This window comes from Streptomyces sp. NPDC040432, assembly GCF_055595445.1.
Genome location: NZ_JBVIVP010000004.1, coordinates 414,977 through 440,276 on the forward strand (window position 1 = coordinate 414,977; position 25,300 = coordinate 440,276).

18 protein-coding genes are annotated in these 25,300 nt (G+C 71.7%); 13 read left to right on the top strand and 5 right to left on the bottom strand.

Annotation, left to right across the window (positions count from 1 at the left end; genetic code table 11):
• The first annotated feature begins 108 nt into the window (after positions 1 to 108).
• From uvrB to ACZ58N_RS12175, 4 genes are all read left to right on the top strand, one after another.
• A complete protein-coding gene (gene uvrB, locus ACZ58N_RS12160) occupies positions 109 to 2,253 on the top strand; it encodes an excinuclease ABC subunit UvrB (protein WP_471158046.1) in 2,145 nt (714 codons plus the stop codon).
• 88 nt (positions 2,254 to 2,341) lie between these two features.
• Positions 2,342 to 2,920, top strand: a complete 579-nt coding sequence (locus ACZ58N_RS12165; protein WP_281208937.1) for a TerD family protein — start codon at positions 2,342 to 2,344, stop codon at positions 2,918 to 2,920.
• A 41-nt stretch (positions 2,921 to 2,961) separates the two neighbouring features.
• Complete coding sequence (locus tag ACZ58N_RS12170) at positions 2,962 to 4,989, top strand: TerD family protein (protein WP_471158048.1); 2,028 nt, start codon at positions 2,962 to 2,964, stop codon at positions 4,987 to 4,989.
• A gap of 247 nt (positions 4,990 to 5,236) precedes the next feature.
• Positions 5,237 to 6,226, top strand: a complete 990-nt coding sequence (locus tag ACZ58N_RS12175; protein WP_471158324.1) for a TerC family protein — start codon at positions 5,237 to 5,239, stop codon at positions 6,224 to 6,226.
• A gap of 18 nt (positions 6,227 to 6,244) precedes the next feature.
• Here ACZ58N_RS12175 and ACZ58N_RS12180 read toward each other — a convergent pair whose 3' ends face one another.
• The 3 genes from ACZ58N_RS12180 to ACZ58N_RS12190 all read right to left on the bottom strand — a co-directional run bounded on the left by ACZ58N_RS12180 (position 6,245) and on the right by ACZ58N_RS12190 (position 9,177).
• Positions 6,245 to 7,567 (bottom strand): MFS transporter, encoded by a 1,323-nt coding sequence (locus ACZ58N_RS12180; protein ID WP_471158326.1) that lies wholly within the window; start codon positions 7,565 to 7,567, stop codon positions 6,245 to 6,247.
• Between the two features lie 227 nt (positions 7,568 to 7,794).
• A complete protein-coding gene (locus ACZ58N_RS12185) occupies positions 7,795 to 8,451 on the bottom strand; it encodes an MBL fold metallo-hydrolase (RefSeq protein ID WP_471158050.1) in 657 nt (218 codons plus the stop codon).
• A 24-nt stretch (positions 8,452 to 8,475) separates the two neighbouring features.
• Positions 8,476 to 9,177 carry a maleylpyruvate isomerase family mycothiol-dependent enzyme gene (locus tag ACZ58N_RS12190; protein WP_471158052.1) on the bottom strand — a complete coding sequence of 234 codons (702 nt, stop codon included), beginning with the start codon at positions 9,175 to 9,177 and terminating at the stop codon, positions 8,476 to 8,478.
• A gap of 186 nt (positions 9,178 to 9,363) precedes the next feature.
• Between ACZ58N_RS12190 and uvrA the strand changes: the two genes are divergently transcribed.
• A complete protein-coding gene (uvrA, locus tag ACZ58N_RS12195; protein WP_471158054.1) occupies positions 9,364 to 12,429 on the top strand; it encodes an excinuclease ABC subunit UvrA in 3,066 nt (1,021 codons plus the stop codon).
• A gap of 156 nt (positions 12,430 to 12,585) precedes the next feature.
• On the opposite strand, the gene ACZ58N_RS12200 is transcribed toward uvrA, so the two are convergent.
• Entirely contained in the window at positions 12,586 to 13,470 is an 885-nt protein-coding gene (locus ACZ58N_RS12200; protein ID WP_471158056.1) for a carbohydrate kinase family protein, read from the bottom strand.
• A 144-nt stretch (positions 13,471 to 13,614) separates the two neighbouring features.
• On the opposite strand from ACZ58N_RS12200, the gene ACZ58N_RS12205 reads away from it, so the two are divergent.
• The gene (locus ACZ58N_RS12205) at positions 13,615 to 14,046 is read left to right on the top strand and encodes a Rieske (2Fe-2S) protein (RefSeq protein WP_471158058.1); all 432 of its coding nucleotides are present in this window, start codon (positions 13,615 to 13,617) and stop codon (positions 14,044 to 14,046) included.
• A gap of 44 nt (positions 14,047 to 14,090) precedes the next feature.
• Here ACZ58N_RS12205 and ACZ58N_RS12210 read toward each other — a convergent pair whose 3' ends face one another.
• Complete coding sequence (locus ACZ58N_RS12210) at positions 14,091 to 15,095, bottom strand: hypothetical protein (protein ID WP_471158060.1); 1,005 nt, start codon at positions 15,093 to 15,095, stop codon at positions 14,091 to 14,093.
• A gap of 235 nt (positions 15,096 to 15,330) precedes the next feature.
• Here ACZ58N_RS12210 and ACZ58N_RS12215 point away from each other — a divergent pair, with 235 nt between their 5' ends.
• From ACZ58N_RS12215 to ACZ58N_RS12245, 7 genes are all read left to right on the top strand, one after another.
• On the top strand, positions 15,331 to 15,945 hold the full coding sequence (locus ACZ58N_RS12215) for a papain-like cysteine protease family protein (RefSeq protein ID WP_471158062.1): 615 nt from the start codon (positions 15,331 to 15,333) through the stop codon (positions 15,943 to 15,945).
• A gap of 5 nt (positions 15,946 to 15,950) precedes the next feature.
• A complete protein-coding gene (locus ACZ58N_RS12220; protein ID WP_471158327.1) occupies positions 15,951 to 16,820 on the top strand; it encodes a hypothetical protein in 870 nt (289 codons plus the stop codon).
• Between the two features lie 253 nt (positions 16,821 to 17,073).
• The gene (gene uvrC, locus ACZ58N_RS12225) at positions 17,074 to 19,107 is read left to right on the top strand and encodes an excinuclease ABC subunit UvrC (protein WP_471158064.1); all 2,034 of its coding nucleotides are present in this window, start codon (positions 17,074 to 17,076) and stop codon (positions 19,105 to 19,107) included.
• Complete coding sequence (gene rapZ / locus ACZ58N_RS12230; protein ID WP_389703116.1) at positions 19,104 to 20,060, top strand: RNase adapter RapZ; 957 nt, start codon at positions 19,104 to 19,106, stop codon at positions 20,058 to 20,060. Before uvrC ends, rapZ begins: the two co-directional genes overlap by 4 nt.
• Positions 20,057 to 21,121 carry a gluconeogenesis factor YvcK family protein gene (locus ACZ58N_RS12235; protein ID WP_389703114.1) on the top strand — a complete coding sequence of 355 codons (1,065 nt, stop codon included), beginning with the start codon at positions 20,057 to 20,059 and terminating at the stop codon, positions 21,119 to 21,121. The genes rapZ and ACZ58N_RS12235 overlap by 4 nt, the downstream gene beginning before the upstream one ends.
• Positions 21,112 to 22,107, top strand: a complete 996-nt coding sequence (gene whiA / locus ACZ58N_RS12240) for a DNA-binding protein WhiA (RefSeq protein ID WP_388899497.1) — start codon at positions 21,112 to 21,114, stop codon at positions 22,105 to 22,107. The genes ACZ58N_RS12235 and whiA overlap by 10 nt, the downstream gene beginning before the upstream one ends.
• A 143-nt stretch (positions 22,108 to 22,250) precedes the next feature.
• Entirely contained in the window at positions 22,251 to 25,211 is a 2,961-nt protein-coding gene (locus tag ACZ58N_RS12245) for a M14 family metallopeptidase (RefSeq protein WP_471158066.1), read from the top strand.
• Positions 25,212 to 25,300 lie beyond the last annotated feature (89 nt).

Below are 25,300 nucleotides of genomic sequence, written 5' to 3' on the forward strand. Positions count from 1 at the left end.
GGCCGAACGCACGGCGATCATGGGGTGGAAGATCGCCGCGGCGCCACCGCACCGCGCCGAACGGACCAGACCCGTACCGCTGTCGGTGGGGGGCCGTACGGTTGACCCATGCGGCCCGTATCGAAGATCGAACGCACGGTGGCGCCTTTCGAGGTCGTCAGCCCGTACCAGCCCAGCGGCGACCAGCCGGCGGCCATCGCCGAGCTGGAGAAGCGCATCCGCGCAGGTGAGAAGGACGTCGTACTGCTGGGCGCCACCGGCACCGGCAAGTCGGCGACCACGGCGTGGATGATCGAGAAGCTTCAGCGCCCGACCCTGGTGATGGCGCCGAACAAGACCCTCGCCGCCCAGCTGGCGAACGAGTTCCGCGAGCTCCTGCCGAACAACGCCGTCGAGTACTTCGTCTCGTACTACGACTACTACCAGCCCGAGGCCTACGTACCGCAGTCGGACACCTACATCGAGAAGGACTCCTCGATCAACGAGGAGGTGGAGCGGCTGCGCCACTCCGCGACCAACTCGCTGCTGACCCGGCGCGACGTGATCGTCGTCGCCTCCGTGTCCTGCATCTACGGTCTCGGCACCCCGCAGGAGTACGTCGACCGGATGGTCTCCCTCAAGATCGGCGAGGAGATCGACCGGGACCAGCTGCTGCGCCGCTTCGTCGACATCCAGTACACGCGCAACGACGTCGCCTTCACCCGCGGCACCTTCCGGGTGCGCGGCGACACCATTGAGATCTTCCCGGTCTACGAGGAACTGGCCGTCCGCATCGAGATGTTCGGCGACGAGATCGAGGCCCTCTCCACCCTGCACCCGCTGACCGGCGAGGTCATCAGCGAGGACCGCGAGCTGTACGTCTTCCCCGCCAGCCACTACGTCGCCGGCCCCGAGCGCATGGAGAAGGCGGTCCGCGGCATCGAGGCGGAGCTGACCGAGCGCCTCGCGGAGCTGGAGAAGCAGGGCAAGATGCTGGAGGCCCAGCGGCTGCGCATGCGCACCACCTACGACCTGGAGATGATGCGCCAGATCGGGTCCTGTTCCGGCATCGAGAACTACTCGCTGCACATGGACGACCGCGAGCGCGGCTCCGCCCCCAACACCCTCATCGACTACTTCCCCGAGGACTTCCTCCTCGTCATCGACGAGTCCCACGTCACGGTGCCGCAGATCGGCGCCATGTACGAGGGTGACGCCTCGCGCAAGCGGACCCTGGTCGACCACGGATTCCGACTGCCGTCCGCGCTCGACAACCGGCCGCTGAAGTGGGAGGAGTTCCAGGAGCGGATCGGCCAGACCGTCTACCTGTCGGCCACCCCGGGCAAGTACGAGCTCTCGCGCGGCGACGGCTTCGTCGAGCAGATCATCCGCCCCACCGGCCTCATCGACCCCGAGGTCGTGGTCAAGCCCACCGAGGGCCAGATCGACGACCTGGTGCACGAGATCCGCGCGCGCGTCGAGAAGGACGAGAGGGTGCTGGTCACCACCCTCACCAAGAAGATGTCCGAGGACCTCACGGACTACTTCCTGGAACTGGGCATCCAGGTCCGCTACCTGCACAGCGACGTCGACACCCTGCGCCGCATCGAGCTGCTGCGCGAGCTGCGCGCCGGCGAGTACGACGTCCTCGTCGGCATCAACCTGCTGCGCGAGGGCCTCGACCTGCCCGAGGTGTCGCTCGTGGCGATCCTCGACGCCGACAAGGAGGGGTTCCTGCGCTCCGGGACCTCCCTCATCCAGACGATCGGCCGCGCGGCCCGCAACGTCTCCGGTCAGGTCCACATGTACGCGGACAAGATGACCCCGGCGATGGAGAAGGCCATCGACGAGACGAATCGGCGCCGCGAGAAGCAGATCGCCTACAACACCGCCAACGGCATCGACCCGCAGCCGCTGCGCAAGAAGATCAACGACATCGTCGCCACCATCGCCCGTGAGGAACTGGACACCGAGCAACTGCTCGGAACCGGATACCGGCAGGCCAAGGAGGGCAAGGGGGCCAAGGCTCCCGTACCCGCGCTGGGCGGCAAGGCGCTCACCGGAAAGGGAGCGAAGGCCGGCAAGGGCGCGAAGGGCACCGAGGCGCCCACCGACCGTCCGGCCGCCGAACTGGCCGCGCTCATCGAGCAGATGACCGACCGGATGCGGGGCGCGGCGGCGGAGCTCCAGTTCGAGGTCGCCGCCCGGCTGAGGGACGAGGTCGGGGAGCTGAAGAAGGAGCTTCGTCAGATGAAGGAAGCGGGTCTCGCCTGACCCGGAGGCGGTCAGTAGGGTTGGGTCTCAGCCGCAGGTACACGCTGCGCACCCGTTATCGGGGCGGGCTACGGAGAGGGGACAGCGCGTGACGGTCAACATGACCAAGGGTCAGGCCATCAGTCTGCAGAAGGCGGACGGCGGGACGCTGACGGCGGTCCGCATGGGCCTCGGCTGGCAGGCGGCCAAGCGCCGCGGACTGTTCGGTTCGCGGACCCGGGAGATCGACCTGGACGCGTCGGCGGTGCTCTTCGCCGACAAGCAGCCCGTCGACGTGGTGTTCTTCCGGCACCTTCAGAGCGACGACGGCTCGGTCCGGCACACCGGCGACAACCTCGTCGGCGGCGTCGGTCAGGGCGGGGACGACGAGGCGATCCTCGTCGACCTCCAGCGCGTGCCGGTGCACATCGACCAGATCGTCTTCACGGTGAACTCGTTCACCGGCCAGACCTTCCAGGAAGTGCAGAACGCGTTCTGCCGCATCGTCGACGAGACCAACGGCCAGGAACTGGCCCGTTACACCCTCGACGGCGGCGGCCAGTACACCGCGCAGATCATGGCGAAGGTGTCCCGGGCGGGCACCGGCTGGCAGATGACGGCCCTCGGCAACCCGGCCAACGGCCGGACCTTCCAGGACCTCATGCCGGCGATCCTGCCGCACCTGTAAGCACCGACAGCACGAAGAAGGCACGGGGGAGGGGCTGCACGATGACGGCCGAACTGGTCCGGGGGCAGAACCACCCCGTGTCCGTGAGTCGGGTGGAGGTCAGGGTCTCGGCGGGAGCACCCGTCCTGGCCCTCGCCTCGCTCGCGGACGAGCAGGGCCGGATCCCCGGCCCGGCGGCGCTGGCGCACCCGGCCGCCCCGGCCCGCCCCGGACTCGGGGTGCTCGGGGCGGCCGCGGACCGGCACGCCTTCACCGTCGACCTGGACGCGGTCGAGGCCGACGTCCACCGGGTCGCGGTCGTCCTCGCCCTCCCGCCGGGCGGCGCGATCCGCTTCGGCGCGGTCCCGGCCCCCTACGTGGCGGTCGCCGCCGAGAGCGGGGCCGAGCTGGCCTGCTTCACCCTGACCGGGCTCGACGCCGAGACGGCCGTGGTCGCCCTGGAGCTGTACCGGCGCCAGGACGCCTGGAAGGTCCGGGCCGTCGGCCAGGGGTACGCCACGGGCCTGGCGGCCCTGCTCGCCGACGGCGGACTGCCCGAGGCCGAGGCCAACGCGCTGGCCGCCGCCGTCCTGGGGGCCACCGCACCGCTCGACGGCGCCGACCGCACCCTCGCCACCATGCCCACCCAGGTCCGGGACCTCGGCGCACCCGCCGACTCCCGTTCCCGGGACACCTCCCTCCAGGACACCGGTCCGCAGGACGCCGTCCCGGCACCCGTCACGCCCACCGCCGGTACGCCGGACACCCTGCCCGTCCCGCCGCCCCCGTACGCGGGCACGCCCGGCCCCGCGACGAACGGACCGGCGACGACCGGCCCCGGCGACACGGCCGGAGGGCCGCCCACCATCGACTACGCCCACCCGCGCCGCCGCCGCACCAGCACGGAGCCGCCCGAACCCGGTCCCCGCCCGGCGCCCCCCGCGGAGCCCGGACAGCCGCCGCGCCCCGTCGCCGGGGACGCCGCCGGCTGGTCCATGGAGGAGCGGCTCTACAACCAGGTCTGGGGCATGTTCGAGGACCTGGCCCGTGCCGTCGCCGCCTACCGCGGCGCCGTGGAGTTCGCCGACTCGCGGCTGGACCGGGAGCTCGACGACGCCCTGTCCGACCCCCGCCACCGCCTCGGCGGCTCCGGCAACGCCGCGCGGGACACCGCGCGGGCCCGCCACGAAGAGTTGGTCGCCCGGGCCCGCGCCGTTCTCGACCGTGACCTCGTCCAGCTCGCCGCCGAGGTGGAAGTGGTCGAACCCGCGCTGCCGGCCGCCTACGCCCGCTGGGACAACCCCGTCTGGCACGGTCGGCTCGCCCCCGAGGAAGGGCCCCTCGCCCTGCGCCTCGGCGACCTGAGCCTGCCCGAGCGGCCCGACCTGCGGATCCCCATGCTGATGCGGTTCCCGCTGGAGCGCGGCCTGTGGATCGACAACGGACGCACCGGCTCCGAGGCCGCCATGGCGATGGACACCGACCGGCTGCGGCGCGCGGCCATGGACATGGCCGTCGCCCACATGGTGCGGCTGCTCGCGGTCCAACCCACCGGCCGGCTGTCCGTCCACGTGATCGACGCCGCCGGGGCGGGCGCGGCCTCGCTGGCCCCGCTGGTGAACGCCGGGGTCCTGGCCTCGCCGCCGGCGGCCGGAGCGGCCGGGGTCACCGGGACGCTGGCGCGGCTGACCCGACGGGTGGACCTCGTACAGATGGCCCTGCGCGCCGGAGCGCCGGAGGAGCTGCCCGCGGACGTCGACCGGGCCGAGCAGCTGCTCGTCGTCCACGACTTCCCCCACGGATTCGACGACCGGGCCGTCACCCAGCTGCGTTACCTGGCCGACGAGGGCCCCGCCGTCGGAGTGCACCTCCTGATGGTGGCGGACCGTGACGAGGCCTCGGCGTACGGGCCGCTGCTGGATCCGCTGTGGCGATCGCTGATGCGGCTGTCCCCCGTGCCGGACAGCCACCTGGCCGACCCGTGGGTCCAACACGCCTGGACCTTCGCCCCCGATTTCCCGCCTCCGGGAAGCCGGGTCCTGGAACAGGCGCTGGAGGGGTTGGCGCGGGCGCGACGGAACGGCGGATGACCAACCGCTGACCAGTCCTTGGTGTTCCCTTTACCTTTTCCGGGGCGGGCGGGTACTCTGGTGCGTGCGGAGGGGAGTATTCCTGCTTTCCTGCTACGGCGTACCCGTCAATACGGACCACTGCGGATCACCAGCGCAGCGGTCCCGGGGCGTCGGCCCGCGGCCTCCAGGTCGTCCGGGTGGAAGAGACCTCCGGCAGCGATGACGCTGACGAAGTGCTGAGCCATCCGCCGGAGGCGTGTTCACAGTGGAAGTTTCCTGGGCCCTTTGGGCCATGACCATTCTTGGTCTGTCCCTGCTCATCGGCGCCGATTTCTTCATCGGCCGCAAACCGCACGACGTTTCGATCAAGGAAGCGGGCATCTGGACGATCGTCTGGATCGTCCTCGCCGTGCTCTTCGGCCTCGGCCTGTGGTTCTTCGGCAACGGCCAGGCCTCGCAGGAGTTCTTCGCAGGCTTCATCACCGAGAAGTCGCTGAGCGTCGACAACCTCTTCGTCTTCGTCCTGATCATGGCGAAGTTCGCGGTCCCCTCGCACCTCCAGCAGCGGGTGCTGCTCATCGGTGTGCTGATCGCCCTGGTGCTGCGCGCGATCTTCATCGCGGCCGGTGCCGCGATCATCGCCAGCTTCTCCTGGGTCTTCTACATCTTCGGCGCGTTCCTCATCTACACCGCGTGGAAGCTGATCCAGGAAGCCCGCAAGGACGAGGACGACGAGGAGTTCGAGGAGAACCGCCTCCTCAAGTCGGTCGAGAAGAAGTTCGGCGTCGCCGACCGCTACCACGGCACGAAGCTCTTCATCCAGAGCAACGGCAAGCGCGTCCTGACCCCGCTGATGGTCGTGATGCTCGCCATCGGCACCACCGACGTGCTGTTCGCGCTGGACTCGATCCCCGCGATCTTCGGCCTCACTCAGGACCCGTACATCGTCTTCACCGCCAACGCCTTCGCCCTGATGGGTCTGCGGCAGCTGTACTTCCTCATCGGCGGCCTGCTCAAGAAGCTGGTCCACCTCAGCTACGGCCTGTCCATCATCCTGGGCTTCATCGGCGTCAAGCTGGTGCTGCACGCCCTGCACGAGTCCGGGGTGCACGTCCCGCAGATCTCCATCCCGGTCTCGCTGGGCGTCATCTGCGGTGTCCTGGTGATCACCACGATCACCAGCCTGATCGCCTCGAAGAAGCAGGCGGCGGCCGAGGCCGCCGCCGACCCGGAGACCAAGAGCGTCGACGCCTAGGTCCCTGCCCCCACGGGGCTACGCGGGGGCGGCCGCTTCGGCCGCCCCCGCTTCCGTGCGTGCCGGCCCGCCGAGACCGTCGCGCGGGGCCGTCAGGGCCGGGTTCGTCTCCGGCAACAGCGCGAAGCAACCCAGGCTGACCAGCGCGATGGCGGTCAGGTACGCCGCGACGCCCCACGGCGGGCCCGAACCGTCCGCCAGCGCGGTCGCCGCGACCGGTGTCAGTGCCCCGCCCAGCACCCCGCCCAGGTTGTAGCCGACGGCGGCCCCCGTGCAGCGGATCCGGGGCGCGTACAGCTCCGGCAGGTACGCGCCGACCACGGCGAACATCGCCACCATCCCCAGCAGCGCGACCGTGCAGCCCAACGTCATCAGCACCGGATCCGCCGTCCGCAGCAGGCCCACGAAGGGCGCCATCCACAGCAGGCAGGCGACGCACCCCGCCAGACACAGCGGCCGGCGCCCCCAGCGGTCGCCGAGCACCGCCATCAGCGGGGTGGCCGCGCCCATCACGAGGACCGCGACCATCACGCACGCCAGCATCGCGGTGCGGTCCACGCGCAGGGCCGTCGTCGCGTAGGCCAACGCCCAGGTGGTGACCGAGTAGAAGACGGCGTACGCGACCGCCAGCGCCCCGCCGGTCAGCAGGATCAGCCGCCAGTGGCCGCGCAGGACCTCGGTCAGCGGCGCCTCGGCCCGCCGGCCGGTCTCGGCGAGCGCGAGGAACTGAGGGGTCTCCTCCACCGAGCGACGCAGCCACAGCCCGGCCAGGGCGAGCAGTCCGGCGGCCCAGAAGGGCACCCGCCAGCCCCAGGCGGCGAACTGCGCGTCGGTGAGCGAACCGGACAGTGCCAGCATCAGCCCGTTGGCCGCGAGGAAGCCCACGGCCGGGCCGATCTGCGGGAAGCTCGACCACAGCCCGCGCCGCCCCTCCGGGGCGTGCTCGGCGGTCAGCAGGACCGCCCCGCCCCACTCGCCGCCGAGCCCGAAACCCTGGACGAACCGCAGCAGGACCAGCAGCAGGGGTGCGGCGATGCCGATCGAGGCGTACGAGGGCACGCAGCCGACGGCCACCGTGGCGAGGCCCGTGAGCAGCAACGAGCCGAGCAGGACCGGGCGCCGCCCGTAGCGGTCGCCGATGTGCCCGAAGAAGGCCGATCCGAGGGGGCGGGCCAGGAAGCCGACGCCGAAGGTGGCGAAGGCCGCGAGGGTTCCGGCGAGCGGGGAGAACGAGGGGAAGAAGAGCGGGCCGAGGACGAGGGCGGCGGCCGTTCCGTAGACGAAGAAGTCGTAGAACTCGATGGCGGTGCCGGCCAGGGCGGCCGAGGCGAGCCGGAGCATCGGGGGAGGGGCACCGGTACCGGTGCCCGTACCGGTGTCGGCACCGGTACGGGAGGGGAGCGGGGAGGGGTGCTGTCGCATGGTGCAGCAATTACCCCGGCCCGCACCCGCAGGACATGCGTTCGGGAATCATCGACCGGAAGGAGTGCATCGCCGCACGGCGTTGACGTCTGCCGGTACCGGAAGCCGGCGCCCGGCCGGTGTGGTCGGGCGCCCGCTGCCCGGGTTCACCAGCCGCGCTCGCGCCAATCGGCCAGGTGGGGACGCTCGGCGCCGATGGTGGTGTCGTTGCCGTGGCCCGGGTAGACCCACGCCTCGTCCGGCAGTCGCTCGAAGAGCTTGTGCTGGACGTCGTCGAGGAGCTGGGTGAAGGCCTGCGGGTCGCCGTGGGTGTTTCCGACGCCACCCGGGAAGAGGCAGTCGCCGGTGAACACGTGCGGGTGGCCGTGCGGGTCGTCGTAGACCAGCGCGATCGAGCCGGGGGTGTGACCGACCAGGTGGCGCGCGGTCAGCTCGACCCGACCGACCTTGATCGTGTCCCCGTCCTGCACCAGCACGTCGGTGCCGACGGGGATGCCCTCGGCGTCGAGCGCGCCCGCGTGGGTGCGGGCGCCGGTGGTGTCGACCACCGCCGCGAGGGCGCCCCAGTGGTCGCCGTGCTGGTGCGTGGTGACGACGGACGCGATGCCGTCGTCACCGATCAGGCCGAGCAGCGTGTCCGCCTCGGCGGCCGCGTCGATCAGCAGCTGCTCGCCGGTGGCCCGGCAGCGCAGCAGGTAGGCGTTGTTGTTCATGGGGCCCACCGCGACCTTGGAAATCATCAGGTCCGCGAGTTCGTGCACGTCGGCCGGACCGCCGACCTTGACCGCTCCGCTGTACGTCATGTTCTCGATCCTAAGGGTGTGGGCCTACAGGGGCGGGAGCTCGGGCAGCCGGCCGCCTTCGAGCACGGTCAGGCGCGCGCCGCGGTCCCCGCGGCCCGCGAGCCAGCCGAGCAGCGCGTCGCCCGTGCCGCCGATGACGACGGGCGTGCCCTCGGTGCCACCGGTGTGCCGGGTGGGGGAGTCGTCCCCCGTCCCGAGCCGCAGGGTGACCGGCGGGACGTCCGGGCGGCCCGACCAGCGGTCGGCGAGGAAGGCGATCTCGCGGTCGGTGAACTCCGCGGGGAGGTCACCGAGCTCGTAGCCGATGTTCAGGTCGACGTGGTGGAGCTCGACCTCCACGAGGCGGCGGAAGGGCACGTTGGCGGCGACGTCGGTGACGCCGTTGCGCAGCTCGACCGTGCGGGACCAGTCCTGGTCGGGCTCCGAGGTGGCGAGGAAGGCGGACCAGGAATCACGGAGGTCCGTCAGGTGTTCTTCCAGGGGCCGGCCGGAGTCGCGTGCGATGTCCGCGTCGCGCGCGGAGGCGCTCTCGTACATCGGGCGCCCTTCGAGCACGTTGACGAGGGCGTCCGCGTTGCGCGCGAGGTGGGCCAGGATGTGGCCACGGGTCCAGCCGGGGAGGTGTGACTCCTCGGCGAGAGCGGCGTTGTCCAGTTTCGCGACCGCGGTCAGCAGTCGGTCCGTGGCCTCACGTACAGATCGCAGGTCGTGCACATGATCAGTCATGGAACCGAGCCTAGTGGGCCCGGATCCCGCGCCACACGATCGGGTGAAGCGGTCTTCCGGGTGCCGTAAATCGAATGTGCGTGCTATACGCTCGGAAGTCCAAGGACCAAGTCCATCGCAGCGGCGTCCCCCATACCCTGGGACGGGGGCCGTGCCCCCGCTCTCTCAAGAAAGGTGCGGACCGGCGTGACCGACCGTCTCATCGTTCGTGGCGCTCGCGAGCACAACCTCAAGAACGTCTCGCTCGACCTCCCCCGTGACTCGCTCATCGTCTTCACCGGACTCTCCGGTTCGGGGAAGTCCTCCCTCGCCTTCGACACGATCTTCGCCGAGGGGCAGCGCCGCTACGTCGAGTCGCTGTCCTCGTACGCCCGTCAGTTCCTCGGGCAGATGGACAAGCCCGATGTCGACTTCATCGAGGGCCTCTCCCCGGCCGTCTCGATCGACCAGAAGTCGACCTCGCGCAACCCCCGCTCCACGGTCGGCACGATCACCGAGGTCTACGACTACCTCCGCCTGCTGTTCGCCCGCATCGGCAAGCCCCACTGCCCCGAGTGCCGTCGGCCGATCTCGCGGCAGTCGCCGCAGGCGATCGTCGACAAGGTGCTCGCGCTCCCCGAGGGCAGCCGCTTCCAGGTGTTGTCCCCGCTGGTCCGCGAGCGCAAGGGCGAGTTCGTCGATCTCTTCGCCGATCTCCAGACCAAGGGCTACAGCCGGGCGCGGGTGGACGGGGAGACCATCCAGCTCTCCGAGCCGCCCACGCTGAAGAAGCAGGAGAAGCACACCATCGAGGTGGTCATCGACCGCCTCACCGTCAAGGACAGTGCGAAGCGCCGGCTCACGGACTCCGTCGAGACCGCCCTCGGCCTCTCCGGCGGCATGGTGATCCTGGACTTCGTCGACCTCGCCGAGGACGACCCCGAGCGTGAACGGATGTACTCCGAGCACCTCTACTGCCCTTACGACGACCTCTCCTTCGAGGAGTTGGAGCCGCGCTCCTTCTCCTTCAACTCCCCCTTCGGCGCCTGCCCCGAGTGCACCGGCATCGGCACCCGCATGGAAGTCGACCCGGAGCTGATCGTTCCGGACGAGGACAAGTCGCTCGACGAGGGAGCGGTCTCCCCGTGGTCCCTCGGGCACACGAAGGACTACTTCCAGCGGCTGATCGGCGCGCTCGCCGGAGAGCTCGGCTTCCGGACGGACATCGCCTGGGCCGGGCTGCCGCTGCGCGCGAAGAAGGCCCTGCTCTACGGGCACAAGACGCAGATCGAGGTGCGCTACCGCAACCGGTACGGGCGGGAGCGCGCGTACACGACCGCCTTCGAGGGCGCGGTGCCCTTCGTGAAGCGTCGGCACGCGGAGTCCGAGAGCGATGCCAGTCGCGAGCGCTTCGAGGGCTACATGCGCGAGGTGCCCTGCCCGACCTGTGAGGGCACCCGCCTCAAGCCGATCGTCCTCGCCGTGACGGTGATGGAGAAGTCCATCGCCGAGGTCGCCGCGATGTCGATCAGCGAGTGCGCGGACTTCCTGGGGCAGATGCGGCTCGACGCCCGTGACAAGAAGATCGCCGAACGGGTCCTCAAGGAGGTCAACGAGCGGCTGCGCTTCCTCGTGGACGTCGGCCTGGACTACCTCTCGCTGAACCGCGCCGCCGGCACCCTGTCGGGTGGCGAGGCCCAGCGCATCCGCCTGGCCACGCAGATCGGCTCCGGTCTGGTCGGCGTGCTGTACGTCCTGGACGAGCCGTCCATCGGTCTGCACCAGCGGGACAACCACCGGTTGATCGAGACGCTGGTGCGGCTGCGGGACATGGGCAACACCCTGATCGTCGTCGAGCACGACGAGGACACCATCAAGGTGGCCGACTGGGTCGTGGACATCGGCCCGGGCGCCGGTGAGCACGGCGGCAAGGTGGTGCACAGCGGTTCCCTGAAGGACCTGCTGAAGAACCCCGAGTCGATGACCGGGCAGTACCTGTCGGGCAAGCGCTCCATCCCGCTGCCCGACATCCGGCGCCCCGTGGATCCGAGCCGCCGGCTGACCGTGCACGGGGCGAAGGAGAACAACCTGCGGGACATCGACGTGTCCTTCCCGCTGGGCGTGCTCACCGCGGTCACCGGTGTCTCCGGCTCCGGCAAGTCGACCCTGGTCAACGACATCCTGTACACGCACCTGGCCCGCGAGCTGAACGGTGCCCGGTCCGTGCCGGGGCGCCACACCCGGGTCGAGGGCGACGACCTGGTCGACAAGGTCGTCCACGTCGACCAGTCGCCGATCGGCCGGACCCCGCGGTCCAACCCGGCCACGTACACCGGCGTCTTCGACCACGTGCGCAAGCTCTTCGCGGAGACGATGGAGGCGAAGGTCCGCGGCTACCTGCCGGGCCGCTTCTCCTTCAACGTCAAGGGCGGTCGGTGCGAGAACTGCTCCGGCGACGGCACGATCAAGATCGAGATGAACTTCCTGCCGGACGTCTACGTCCCGTGCGAGGTGTGCCACGGCGACCGGTACAACCGGGAGACGCTGGAGGTCCACTACAAGGGCAAGTCCATCGCCGAGGTCCTGAACATGCCCATCGAGGAGGCCCTCGGCTTCTTCGAGGCGGTGCCGACCATCGCACGCCACCTGAAGACGCTCAACGAGGTCGGCCTCGGCTACGTCCGGCTCGGCCAGTCCGCGCCGACGCTCTCGGGCGGTGAGGCGCAGCGCGTCAAGCTGGCGTCCGAACTGCAGAAGCGCTCGACGGGCCGGACGGTGTACGTCCTCGACGAGCCGACCACCGGTCTGCACTTCGAGGACATCTCGAAGCTGATCAAGGTGCTGTCCGGCCTGGTCGACAAGGGCAACTCGGTGATCGTCATCGAGCACAACCTGGACGTCATCAAGACCGCGGACTGGGTCGTGGACATGGGCCCCGAAGGCGGCTACGGCGGCGGACTCGTCGTCGCGGAGGGCACCCCCGAGCAGGTCGCTTCGGTGGGCGCGAGCCACACCGGCAAGTTCCTGCGGGACATCCTGGGCGCGGACCGGGTCTCCGACGCCGGGGCCCCGGCCGCCGCCCCGGCCCGCCCGGCGAGGAAGACGGCCGCGAAGAAGGCGGCCCCGGCGACCAAGAAGGCCGCGGCGACCAAGGCGGCGGCCAAGACGGCGACGGCCAAGGCCGCGACGAGCAGGACGGCCGCCAACAAGGTCGCGACCGCCGAGAAGAAGGCCGCGCCCGCGAAGAAGGCGACGCGCGCCCGCAAGGCCTGACGGGCGCGCGGCACGGTTCAGGGCGGGGCCCCGGTCGTCACGACCGGGGCCCCGCGCCATGTCGTGCGGTGTTCGTGTCGCGTGGTGGTGCCGGAGGGCCGATACCCGGGCCCGACCCGCCCGACCCCGATCGGCCCGCCCGTCGCCTCGCAGGCCCTAACGGCCGGTACCCAGCTCCGTCGCGTAGGGCGGCTCGGCACCGGCCCGGGTGCAGGTCAGGGCCGCAGCGTGAGCGGCGTGGGCCAGCAGGTCGGGCCAGTCGGCGTCCGCCGGGTCCGTCCCGACGAGCCGGTGCAGCAGCGCCGCGTTCACGGTGTCGCCCGCGCCGATGGTGTCCGCGACCGTGACCGGGCGGGCCGAGGCACTGTGCTCGGCGCCCCCGGCCGTCCACACGGTCAACCCCGCCGCGCCCCGGGTGAGCACCACGGCCGCAGGTCCCGCGGCCAGCCAGTCGGCGGGCCGGCCGCCGAGCCAGGCCGCGTCCTCCTCGGAGAGCTTCAGGACGGACACGTACGGCAGTCGGGCGAGGAAGCGCTCGCGGTACCCGGCCGGGTCCGTGATCAGCGCCGGGCGGATGTTGGGATCCATCAGGGTGAGCAGCCCGCGCCGCGACTCCCGTCGCAACAGGGCCTCGTAGGCGCTCGCGCCGGGCTCCAGGACGAGCGAACAGGTGCCGAGCGCGAGGGCCCGTGCGTCCGACGGCAGTGCGGGGGGCAGGGTGAAGAACCGGTCGGCCGTGCCCTCGACGTAGAAGCGGTACGCGGCCGAGCCGTCCGGGGCCAGCGAGGGAACGGCCAGGGTGGTGGGCTCCGGCCCGCGTTGCACCAGCGAGAGGTCCACCCCGGCGGCCCGCAGCCCGGCGAGCAGGTCCTCGCCGAAACCGTCCGACGACACCCGGGAGCAGAAGGCGGTCACGGCCCCGAGCCGGCCCAGGGCCAGCGCCGTGTTGTACGGGCCACCGCCCGGCCGTGGCAGCAGGGCGCCCGGCGGCTGCGCGAGGGGCACGAGGTCGATCAGGGCTTCTCCACCGACGACGATCACGCGGGGGAAGGTATCCCATCCGGCCCCGGTATCGTCGGGAGGGCCCGCCCGGCCCGCCTCGTCGTGAGCCCCGCGGCCCCCACCCGCCGGTCACCCCCCGGTCCCGCCGCCGCGGGTCCGGTCCCCTCGTGCCAGGAGAAGCGCATGTCCGCGTCGCAGTCCGCCGCCCGCCGTACCGTCCTCAAGGGCGCCGCCGCGCTCGCGGGCGCCGTCGGCGCCGGAGCGGCCCTGTCGGCGTGCTCCACGGAGAGCAACAGCGGCTACGGCAGCCCGGCCGTCCCGCAGGAGCCGGTCGAGCTGGGTGCGGTGTCCGCGGTCCCGGTCGGCGGCGCGAAGCTGTTCCGGGAGCGGAAGGTCGTCGTCAGCTGCCCGGCGGAGGGCCAGTACAAGGCGTTCAGCGCCCAGTGCACGCACGCCGGCTGCGTCCTCGACAAGATCGTCGAAGGAGAGGGGAACTGCCCCTGTCACGGCAGCCGCTTCGACCTCGCCACGGGCAAGGTGCTGCGTGGCCCGGCCACCGAACCGCTGCCCGCCGTTCCGGTCAAGGCGGAGAACGGCAAGATCATCGCCGGCTAGCTCTCCGGCCACGTCACGGGGGCGTCCCTGCCCGGGCGGCTCGGCTACTCCCAGTCCCAGGTGATCCCGAGGATCCCGCGCCGCACCCCCTGCTCCACCAGGTGCACGGAGCGGTGGCGGCCACTGGGCGTCAGGTCGGCGAGGCCCGTGCGGGGGGCCAGCGGGCCGGTCCGGGCGAAGCGCCGGCAGCGTACCGGCAGGGCGGCCTCGTCGAAGTGGACCTGGAGCATGTACTGGCCGCCCGCGTAGCTGAACCCGCGCACGTACTCCGTGCTCCGCGCCCCCGTGCCGTCCTCGATGCCGTAGCCGAAGACGTACGTGTCCCCGCGCCGCAGCCGGGCGTCGAACAACAGCTCGGCGACCACGACGCCCGCCTCCGGGTGGCGGCGGATCCGCCCCGTCCGGCAGTTCTCGTGCGCCCGGACCTCCATCCGGGCGGCGTCGCAGCCCGGATCGCCGTGGTGGACGGCCAGGTAGCGGTCCACGCCGTCGCGGTGGGCGCGGACGATCTGCTGCGAGGCGCGGCGGCGCAGTTCGCCGTCCGCCCCGATGCGGACCCGCTCGTGGTGGCCGACCGAGTGCAGGCCGCCGTCGGCGGGCAGTTCCATGCCGTCGAGCAGTTGTTCCACCGCCGCGCCCACGCTCACCAGGGACCGGTACGAGCGGGTCGCCGGGCGGCCTGCCCCCGGGTCCCCCTCCGGGACGGCCAGCAGACGCAGCAGCGCGCCCTCCGGGAGCTCCAGGATCTGCTCCAGCGCGGACACGGCCCGCAGTGATTCCGGGTGGCGCGGCCTCCGGGCGCCCTGCTGCCAGTAACTGAGGCTGGTGACGCCCACCTTGATGCCGCGGGCGGCGAGTCGGTGCTGCACCCGGTGCAGGGGCAGCCCGCGCGCGGCCAGGGCGGCGCGCAGGGCGAGGTGGAAGGGGCCGCCCCGGAGCAACTGGCCCAGCGAGTCGACCCCGGTCGTGCCGGCCGCGCCCGTCGTACGTGCCGTGCCGGGCGGGCGTGCCGTGCCGGGCGGGCGTGCCGTGTCGCCGGACGGGCGCATGGCGGCTCCTCTGTGAACGTTCACATCCGCCGACGTGGGGGTCGGCGGGCGGCGCGGGGGAGACCAGGTGGAACGACAGCAACCGTTCACACCACAGCCCCACCGTTCACACCGCGACGTCACCGCGTATTGAAGCGTGTTGACCTGATCGCGACAACACCCTGATGCTCCTCAACAGCGTCCGGACGCGCTCCCCCCACTTCCCACCTCGGGTCCCCACCTCGGGAGGAACGCGATGCGCAACAGCTTCAGCCAAAGACGGTTACCCCTCGCCGTCCTCGTCTCCGCCCTGCTCCTCGTCCTGCTGCCCATCGGCTCCGGCACCGCCGCCGCGGCCGGGACCGGCACGGACACCGTGAGCGCGGCCCTCGCCTCCAAGCGCCTGAACATCACCATGCAGCCGCAGCAGAAGACCAACTGGTGCTGGGCCGCGGGCGGCAACACCATCGCGACCTGGTTCGGCCGCAACCTCAGCCAGAACCAGTTCTGCAACGCCGCCTTCAACCGCCAACAGGGCACGGAATGCCCCAACAACCAGGCCACCCTCGGCAACGTCCAGACCGGCCTGCGCTGGGCCGGCGTCAACTCCGGCAGCTACGTGACGGGCTGGCTCCAGTACTCGACCGTGCAGACCGAGATCAACGCCGACCGGCCGATCGAGACCCGTATCCAGTGGTCCAACGGAGGCGGCCACATGCACGTGATCTACGGCTACGACACCGCCAACAGCTGGGTCCACTGGGGCGACCCCTGGCCCTCCAGCAACCGCTACAACTGGGCCTCCCACGCCTGGTACGTCAACAACGGCACCTTCTCCTGGACCCACTCCCTCTACCGGATCGGGGCGTGACCGCCATGACCCCCGTGCCCCGCACCCGGCGCTGGCCGCGGCCCCGGCCCGTACTCCGCACCGCCGGTCCGCTCCTCGCCGCGACGACCGCCCTGCTCGCCCTCGGCGGACAGGCCGCCGCCGCTCCCGTACCCCAGCCCCCGGCCGCGACGGCCGAGGTCCGGGCCCAGGCCCGGGAGGCGGCCGCCGATCCCGCGGTCCTCGCCACCCTCTCCCGGTTCTTCTCCCGCGAGGGCAAGGTGTCGCTCGCCGGGGCGCAGCCCCGGATCGAGGGCGAGACCGTCCCCGTCCACCACCTCTCCCCGGACTTCGTCGCGGGCCGGGCCGGTGCGGGCGTGGCCCGCCTGGAGTTCCTCGCGACCAGGGCGGTGTCCTCGGACGGCCAACAGGCCGCCCTGTGGACCGCGCGCACGGAGCGCGGCTGGCAGGTGGTGAACATCGCCACCGGCGACGACGAGTTCCGCTACGCCGGCCTCGGCGCCGCGAAACTCCCCGGCGGCACCGTCTTCCGCGAACCCCAGACCGACGCCTGGTACGTCGCCCGGGACAGCAGGGTGCTGCCGCTGGACGAGGACGCCGTACGGGCCGTCGGCGAGGCCGGCACCAGCCTGGACGCCTACCGGGCCCGGGTGACCCGGGCGTACGGGGACAAGCTGCCCGGTTCCGCCTACGCCCGGAACGGGGAGGCCGGCGGCTTCGAGGAACCCGCCGCCGCGTCCGCCGCCGCCCCGGTCGCGGCCGTCACCACCACCGCCACCGCACCCGCCCCCGGCACGTCGGTGACCGCGCTCCCCCGATGGGCCGGTGCCGGTCTGCTCCTCGCCGCCCTGGGAGCGCTGTTCCTGGGCCGCCGTCGGACCGCCCGGCGGGCCTGACGCCCACCCCGCGGCGCACTCCTCCCCACAGGACCTGACCCCCCACCCCGCAGGTCCTGCCTCCCCCCATCCCGTGGGGCCCGGTCGCCGCGAGCGGCCGGGCCCCACGGCCGACGGCCCGCCGCCCCTCCCGCATGCGGTGCGGCCACCACATCCGGCCGGCCCGGGGCGGCCCGCGTCCACCCGCCCGCGCACCGGCTTCGTACGGACGGCGTACGGCCCGTTGTCGGCGCGCGCCAGTAGGGTGGGCGGCATGGCCGACCCTTCCAGCTACCGCCCCAAACCCGGGCAGGTCCCCGACTCCCCGGGGGTCTACAGGTTCCGCGACGAGCACCGCCGGGTGATCTACGTCGGGAAGGCCAAGAGCCTGCGCCAACGCCTCGCCAGCTACTTCCAGGACGTCGCGAACCTGCACCCGCGCACGGCCACCATGGTCACGACGGCGGCCTCCGTCGAGTGGACCGTGGTCTCCACCGAGGTCGAGGCGCTCCAGCTCGAATACTCCTGGATCAAGGAGTTCGACCCCCGGTTCAACGTCAAGTACCGGGACGACAAGAGCTATCCCTCCCTCGCCGTCACCATGAACGAGCAGTACCCCCGCGTCCAGGTCATGCGCGGCCCCAAGAAGAAGGGCGTGCGCTACTTCGGCCCGTACGGGCACGCCTGGGCCATCCGCGAGACAGTCGACCTGATGCTGCGGGTCTTCCCCGTCCGCACCTGCTCCGCCGGGGTGTTCAAGCGGTCCGCGCAGATCGGCCGTCCCTGCCTGCTCGGCTACATCGGCAAGTGCTCGGCGCCCTGCGTCGGCCGGGTCACCCCCGAGGAACACCGCGACCTCGCCGAGGACTTCTGCGATTTCATGGCCGGCCGCACCGGGACCCACCTCTCCCGCCTCGAAGCACAGATGCACGAGGCCGCCGAGGAGATGGAGTACGAGAAGGCCGCCCGGCTGCGCGACGACATGGGGGCGCTGCGCCGGGCCATGGAGAAGAACGCCGTGGTCCTCGCCGACGCCACCGACGCCGACCTGATCGCCGTCGCCGAGGACGAGCTCGAAGCCGCCGTCCAGATCTTCCACGTCCGCGGCGGCCGCGTCCGCGGGCAGCGCGGCTGGGTCACCGACAAGGTCGAGGCGGTGGACACCGCCGGTCTCGTCGAGCACGCCCTCCAGCAGCTCTACGGGGAGGAGAAGGGCGAGGCCGTCCCCAAGGAGGTGCTGGTCCCGGCGTTGCCGGAGGACACGCCCGCGCTGAACGAGTGGCTGGCCGAGCGCCGCGGCTCGCAGGTCAGCCTGCGCATCCCGCAGCGCGGGGACAAGAAGGCCCTCATGGAGACCGTCCACCGCAACGCCCAGCAGTCCCTCGCCCTGCACAAGACGAAACGTGCCAGCGACCTGACCACCCGCTCCCGGGCCCTGGAGGAGATCGCCGAGGCCCTGGACCTGGACGGCGCCCCGCTGCGCATCGAGTGCTTCGACATCTCCCACCTCCAGGGCGACGACGTCGTGGCCTCCATGGTGGTCTTCGAGGACGGGCTCGCACGCAAGAGCGAGTACCGCCGCTTCCAGATGAAGACCTTCGAGGGCCAGGACGACGTCCGCTCCATGCACGAGGTGGTCTCCCGCCGCTTCCGCCGCTACCTCCAGGAGAAGCTGAAGACGGGGGAGTGGTCCCCCGAGGACCTCGCGGACACCGAGGACGCGCGGGGCGGCGAGGTCACGACCGACGACGACGGCAGGCCCCGCCGCTTCGCCTACCCGCCGCAGCTCGTCGTGGTCGACGGCGGACAGCCGCAGGTCGCCGCCGCCAAGCGTGCCCTGGAGGAGCTCGGCGTCGACGACGTGGCCGTGTGCGGGCTGGCCAAGCGGCTGGAGGAGGTGTGGCTGCCCGGCGAGGACGACCCGGTCGTCCTGCCCCGCACCAGCGAGGGCCTCTACCTGCTCCAGCGGGTCCGTGACGAAGCCCACCGGTTCGCCATCCAGTACCAGCGCAACAAGCGGGCCAAGCGACTGAAGTCCGGCCCCCTCGACGAGGTCCCCGGCCTCGGGGAGAGCCGCAAGCACGCCTTGATCAAACACTTCGGTTCGGTGAAGAAGCTGAGACAGGCGACAATCGACCAGATCTGCGAGGTCCCGGGCATAGGCCGCAAGACGGCCGAGACCGTGGCCGCGGCCCTCGCAGGGGCGGTACCCGCCGGTCCTGCCGTCAACACGGCGACAGGAGAGATCATGGAGGACGAGACCCCCGCACCAGCGGGAGCATCGTCCGAACGGGGGACCGAGCAATGACCGAGCACGAGTCCGATCAGACCGAGCACGACCGAGACGGAGCACAGGTGAGTACGGGCACGACCGTGGAGCCCGGCGACAACGCCGAGGCGGCCATCCCCGAACTGGTGATCATCTCCGGCATGTCCGGAGCCGGCCGCAGTACGGCCGCCAAGTGCCTGGAGGACCTGGGCTGGTTCGTCGTCGACAACCTGCCGCCCGCGCTGATCCCCACCATGGTGGAGCTCGGCGCCCGGTCCCAGGGCAACGTGGCGCGGATCGCCGTCGTCGTCGACGTCCGCGGCCGCCAGTTCTTCGACGCGCTGCGCGAGTCCCTCTCCGACCTCGACAGCAAGGGCGTCAACCGGCGCATCGTCTTCCTGGAGTCCTCCGACGACGCCCTGGTCCGCCGCTTCGAGTCGGTGCGCCGCCCGCACCCCCTCCAGGGCGACGGCCGCATCACCGACGGCATCGCCGCCGAGCGCGACCTGCTGCGCGAGCTGCGCGGCGACGCCGACCTGGTCATCGACACCTCCAGCCTGAACGTGCACGAACTGCGCGCGAAGATGGACGCCCAGTTCGCGGGCGACGAGGAGCCCGAGCTGCGGGCCACGGTCATGTCCTTCGGCTACAAGTACGGCCTCCCCGTCGACGCCGACCTCGTCGTCGACTGCCGCTTCATCCCCAACCCGCACTGGGTTCCGGAGCTGCGCCCCTTCACCGGGCTCAACGAGGAGGTGTCGGGGTACGTGTTCAGCCAGCCCGGCGCCAAGGAGTTCCTCGACCGCTACACGGAGCTGCTCCAGCTCATCGCCACCGGCTACCGCCGCGAGGGCAAGCGGTACGTGACCATCGCGGTCGGCTGCACGGGCGGCAAGCACCGCAGCGTGGCCATGTCCGAGAAGCTCGCCGCCCGCCTCGCCTCCGAGGGAGTCGAGACCGTCGTAGTCCACCGGGACATGGGGCGCGAGTGACCGGACGGACCCTGCGGCTGCGCCGCCTGCGCCGCTCCACCCCCGCGGGGGAGGAGGGCACGGGCCGCGCCGGCCGCCGCGGCGCGGCACCCAAGGTGGTCGCCCCCAAGGTCGTCGCCCTGGGCGGCGGCATGGGGCTGTCGGCCTCCCTCGCCGCGCTGCGCCGGATCACCGGCGAGCTCACCGCGGTGGTCACCGTCGCCGACGACGGCGGATCCAGCGGCCGGCTCCGGGAGGAGCTCGGCGTCCTGCCGCCCGGCGACCTGCGCAAGGCCCTGGCCGCGCTGTGCGGGGACGACGAATGGGGCCAGACCTGGGCCCGCGTCATCCAGCACCGCTTCCAGTCACGGGGCGACCTCCACGAACACGCGGTCGGCAACCTGTTGATCGTCGCCCTGTGGGAACAGCTCGGGGACCCCGTGCAGGCCCTCGACCTGGTCGGGAAACTGCTGGGCGCCCAGGGCCGCGTCCTGCCGATGTCGGCCGTGCCGCTGGAACTCCAGGCGCTCGTCAAGGGGCACGATCCGGCCCGCCCGGAGGACGTCGACACCGTCCGGGGGCAGGCCACGGTGGCCCTCACCCCGGGCGAGGTGCTCTCCGTCCAGGTCGTGCCGGGTGACCCGCCGGCCGTGCCGGAGGCCGTCGCCGCGGTGCTCGACGCCGACTGGGTGGTGCTCGGCCCGGGGTCCTGGTTCTCGTCCGTCATCCCGCACCTGTTGGTTCCCGAACTGCTCGACGCGCTGGTGCAGACGAAGGCCCGACGGGTGCTCTCGCTGAACCTCGCGCCGCAGCCCGGCGAAACAGAAGGCTTCTCTCCGCAGCGTCATTTGGAGGTTTTGGCCCGACACGCCCCTAAACTCGCCCTGGACGTGGTGCTGGCCGACGAGGCCGCCGTGCCCGATCGCGAGTCCCTCGCCGATGCCGCAAAACGGTTCGGTGCCGCGGTCGAGCTGGCGCCGGTGGCCCGACAGGACGGCTCTCCGAAACACGACCCGGAGCTGCTGGCCGCCGCGTACGACCGTATTTTTCGGATGCATGGAAGGATCGGCCCATGGCGATGACGCCCGCGGTGAAGGATGAGATCTCTCGCCTGCCCGTCACCCGGACCTGCTGCAGGAAGGCGGAGGTCTCGGCGATCCTTCGGTTCGCGGGCGGCCTGCACCTGGTGAGCGGCCGCATCGTCATCGAGGCGGAACTGGACACCGGGATCGCCGCACGCCGGCTGCGCAAGGACATCCTGGAGATCTTCGGCCATTCCTCGGACCTGGTCGTGATGGCCCCGGGCGGTCTGCGCCGGGGCAGCCGCTTCGTCGTCCGCGTCGTGGCCGGAGGCGACCAGCTGGCACGCCAGACGGGGCTCGTGGACGGCCGCGGCCGTCCCATCCGGGGCCTGCCCCCGCAGGTGGTCTCCGGGGCCACCTGTGACGCGGAGGCGGCCTGGCGCGGTGCCTTCCTCTCCCACGGCTCCCTCACCGAGCCGGGCCGCTCCTCCTCCCTGGAGGTCACCTGCCCCGGGCCGGAGGCCGCCCTCGCCCTGGTCGGCGCCGCCCGCCGACTGTCCATCGCGGCCAAGGCCCGCGAGGTGCGCGGAGTGGACCGGGTCGTGGTCCGCGACGGCGACGCGATCGGCGCGCTCCTCACCCGCCTCGGCGCCCACGAGTCGGTACTGGCCTGGGAGGAGCGGCGGATGCGGCGCGAGGTCCGCGCCACCGCCAACCGCCTCGCCAACTTCGACGACGCCAACCTGCGCCGCTCCGCGCGGGCCGCGGTGGCCGCCGGAGCCCGCGTGCAGCGAGCCCTGGAGATCCTCGCCGACGAGGTCCCCGAGCACCTCGCGGCGGCCGGCCGGCTGCGCATGGAGCACAAGCAGGCCTCCCTGGAGGAGCTGGGCGCCCTGGCCGACCCGCCGCTGACCAAGGACGCGGTCGCCGGCCGGATCCGCCGCCTGCTGGCGATGGCCGACAAGCGCGCCCAGGACCTCGGCATTCCGGGCACGGAGTCCAACCTCGACCTCAGCGAGGAACTGGCCGACAACATGTCGGTCTGACCAGCCCCCGCCCGTACGCCACAAGGGGCCCGCACGCTCACCCGTGCGGGCCCCTTCGCGGTACGCCCCATTGACATGAGCACGGGCCGCTCGTGAGCCTGGCGTCCGCACGCTTTCGTGGCAGACGACGCCCAGGGGGGCACATGAGGCACCGCGCGAGAACGATCCTCGCCGCAACCGCACTCGTCTTCGGAACCACCATGGCCGCCCTACCCGCGGCGGCCCAGGCCCAGCCCGCGCCCGGCACCGGATCCGGCGCCGACGAGGTACGGGTCTACGACGCCGACATCACCCGCGAGCAGGTCCCGATCGTCCTCGCGGCCGGCCAGGACGCCCACGAACTCGCCGAACGTGCCCCGGAGAACGGGACCGCCAAGGTCGAACTCTTCCTCACCGGCGGCCAGGCGAAGCAGCTCGCCGCCCAGGGGATCAAGCTCGCCGAACGCAGGACGTCCACCCAGGGCCTGGCCCGCGCCAAGGCCGCCGGCGACGGGGTGTTCCGCCCCTACAGCGGCAAGGGCGGACTGCAGGAGGAGATCCTGCGCACCGCCCAGGAACACCAGGCCCTCACCAAGGTCGTCTCCATCGGCAGGACCGTCCAGGGCAAGGACATCCTCGCCCTCAAGGTCACCAAGAACGCCAAGAAGGGCAAGGACGGCGACAAGCCGTCCGTGCTCTACATGTCCAACCAGCACGCCCGCGAGTGGATCACCCCCGAGATGACCCGGCGGCTGATGCACCACACGCTCGACAACTACGGCAAGGACCCGCGGGTCACCAAGCTGGTGGACTCCACCGAGCTGTGGTTCCTGCTCTCCGCCAACCCCGACGGATACGACCACACCTTCACCGCCGACAGCGCCCGGCTGTGGCGCAAGAACATGCGCGACAACAACGGCGACGGGAAGATCACCGGCGGCGACGGCGTCGACCTCAACCGCAATTTCTCCTACAAATGGGGCTACGACAACGAGGGTTCCTCACCGAACGCGTCGAGCGAGACCTACCGGGGCCCCCGGGGCGGCTCCGAGCCCGAGACGCGCGCCCTCGACGCCTTCCAGAAGCGCATCGGCTTCGAGTACGCCATCAACTACCACTCCGCCTCGGAACTGATCCTCTACGGCGTCGGCTGGCAGGTCGCCACCCCCACCCCGGACGACGTCGCCTACCGGACGCTCGCGGGCACCCCGGAGAACCCGGCGGTCCCCGGCTACCTCCCGCAGCTCTCCTCCGAGCTCTACACCACCAACGGTGAGGCCGACGGCCACGCCGCGAACGTCAACGGCATCATGATGTTCACGCCGGAGATGACGACCTGCCAGACGGCCTCCGAGATCGACCCGAACGACGCGTGGAAGCCCGAGGACTGCGCCTCCGGCTTCAACTTCCCGGACGACGAGAAGCTCATCCAGGGCGAATTCGCCAAGAACATCCCCTTCGCGCTGACCGTCGGCGAGAGCGCCGCGCACCCGGACCGGCCCGCCTCCGCCGTCGGCCTGAGCGCCGCGGACTTCACGGTGGACCCCTTCACCACCTCCTACGCCGCGCGGGGCGAGGACCAGACGGTCTCCGTCACCGCCCGCAAGGCCCTGCGCGACAAGGAACTCAACTACCGGATCAACGGCGGTCGCACGCACGACGAGGACCTCAAGCCCTGGAAGGGCGGCGACGTCTACGGCGGCGAGGACAACAACTGGTTCGACGAGTACCGGGCGAAGGTCGACGGGGCCCGCCCCGGTGACAAGGTCGAGGTCTGGTTCACCGGCCGCGACCGCTCCGGCAAGCAGGTCTCCGGCGAGCACTTCACGTACACCGTCGCCGAACGGCCCCGCGCCGACGTCCTCGTCGTCGCGGAGGAGGGCGCGAAGGCGCAGCACGCCGCGGCCTACGTGGACGCGTTGCGCGCCAACGGGAAGTCCGCGGCCGTCTGGGACGTGGCCACCCAGGGCGTCCCGCACCACCTCGGGGTGCTGTCGCACTTCAGGACCGTCGTCCACCACACCGGGGCCAAAACCCCCGGCGGCGACACCCAACTGGCCATCCGGGACTTCCTCAACGAGGGCGGCAAGCTCATCGAGGCCGGTGAACTGGCGGGCGGCAACGCCCAGGTCGGCCGGGCCGTGACCAACGACTTCAGCCAGTACTGGCTCGGTGCGTACGGGCGGGCGAGCGTCGGCGCGCCCACCGGTTTCACCGGCGCGGGCGCCCTGAACGGCTCCAAGGCGGGACTCGGCGACGCGGCGGGCAACCCGCTCAACGCCCCGGGCGCCTACACCGTGACCTCCGACACCCTCCCGCCCGCGCAGTTCCCGCAGTTCAAGAGCGCGCAGACGGGCCAGTACGCCGGGGTGTCGAACCCGTACGCCCCCTACGCGGGTACCGGGATGGCCTCGGCCGGCCACGCCGACGACGACTGGAAGCGGCTCACCCGCACCATCGACCTGAGCGGGGTCACCGCCGCCGACAAGCCGCAACTCAAGCTGGCCCTCAACTGGAACACCGAGGAGGGCTACGACCACGCCGCCCTGGAGGCCCGTACGGCCGGCGGCGACGACTGGACCACGCTCCCGGACACGGGCGGGCTGACCTCGACCACCGTCCCGGCCGAGTGCGAGGCCGGGTTCCTGCTCAACGGCCACCCCTTCCTGCGCCGCTACCTCACCCTCGACGCCGGCGGTTGCGCGCCGCAGGGCACCAGCGGCACCTGGAACAGCTTCACCGGCTCCTCCGGCGGCTGGAAGCAGGTCTCCTTCGACCTGAGCGCCTACGCGGGCAGGTCCGTCGAGGTCTCCCTGTCCTCCATCACCGACCCCGGATCGGGCGGCCGGGGCGTGTTCGCGGACGAGGCCCGGATCAACGTCGCCGGGGCGGACCGGGAGGTCGAGGGTTTCGAGACCTCCCTCGGAGCCTGGACCACGCCGGGCGCCCCTGCCGGAAGTCCCGATGTTCCGGGCGATTGGTCCAGGACCGGTGAACTGTTCAAGTCCTACGCGTCGGTCACTACGCGTGACACGGTGCTCCTCGGCTTCGGCCTGGAGCACGTGCCCGCCGCAGCGGACCGCGCCGTACTCGTCGGTAAGGCGCTCCGAGCGCTGAACCGCTGATCAGCGCCCCTTCCGTCGCTCACCCTGAGTGACGGGCACAAAGTCCCGGGGGACCCGTGCCGGCACCGGTGGTACGGCCCCCGGGGCGT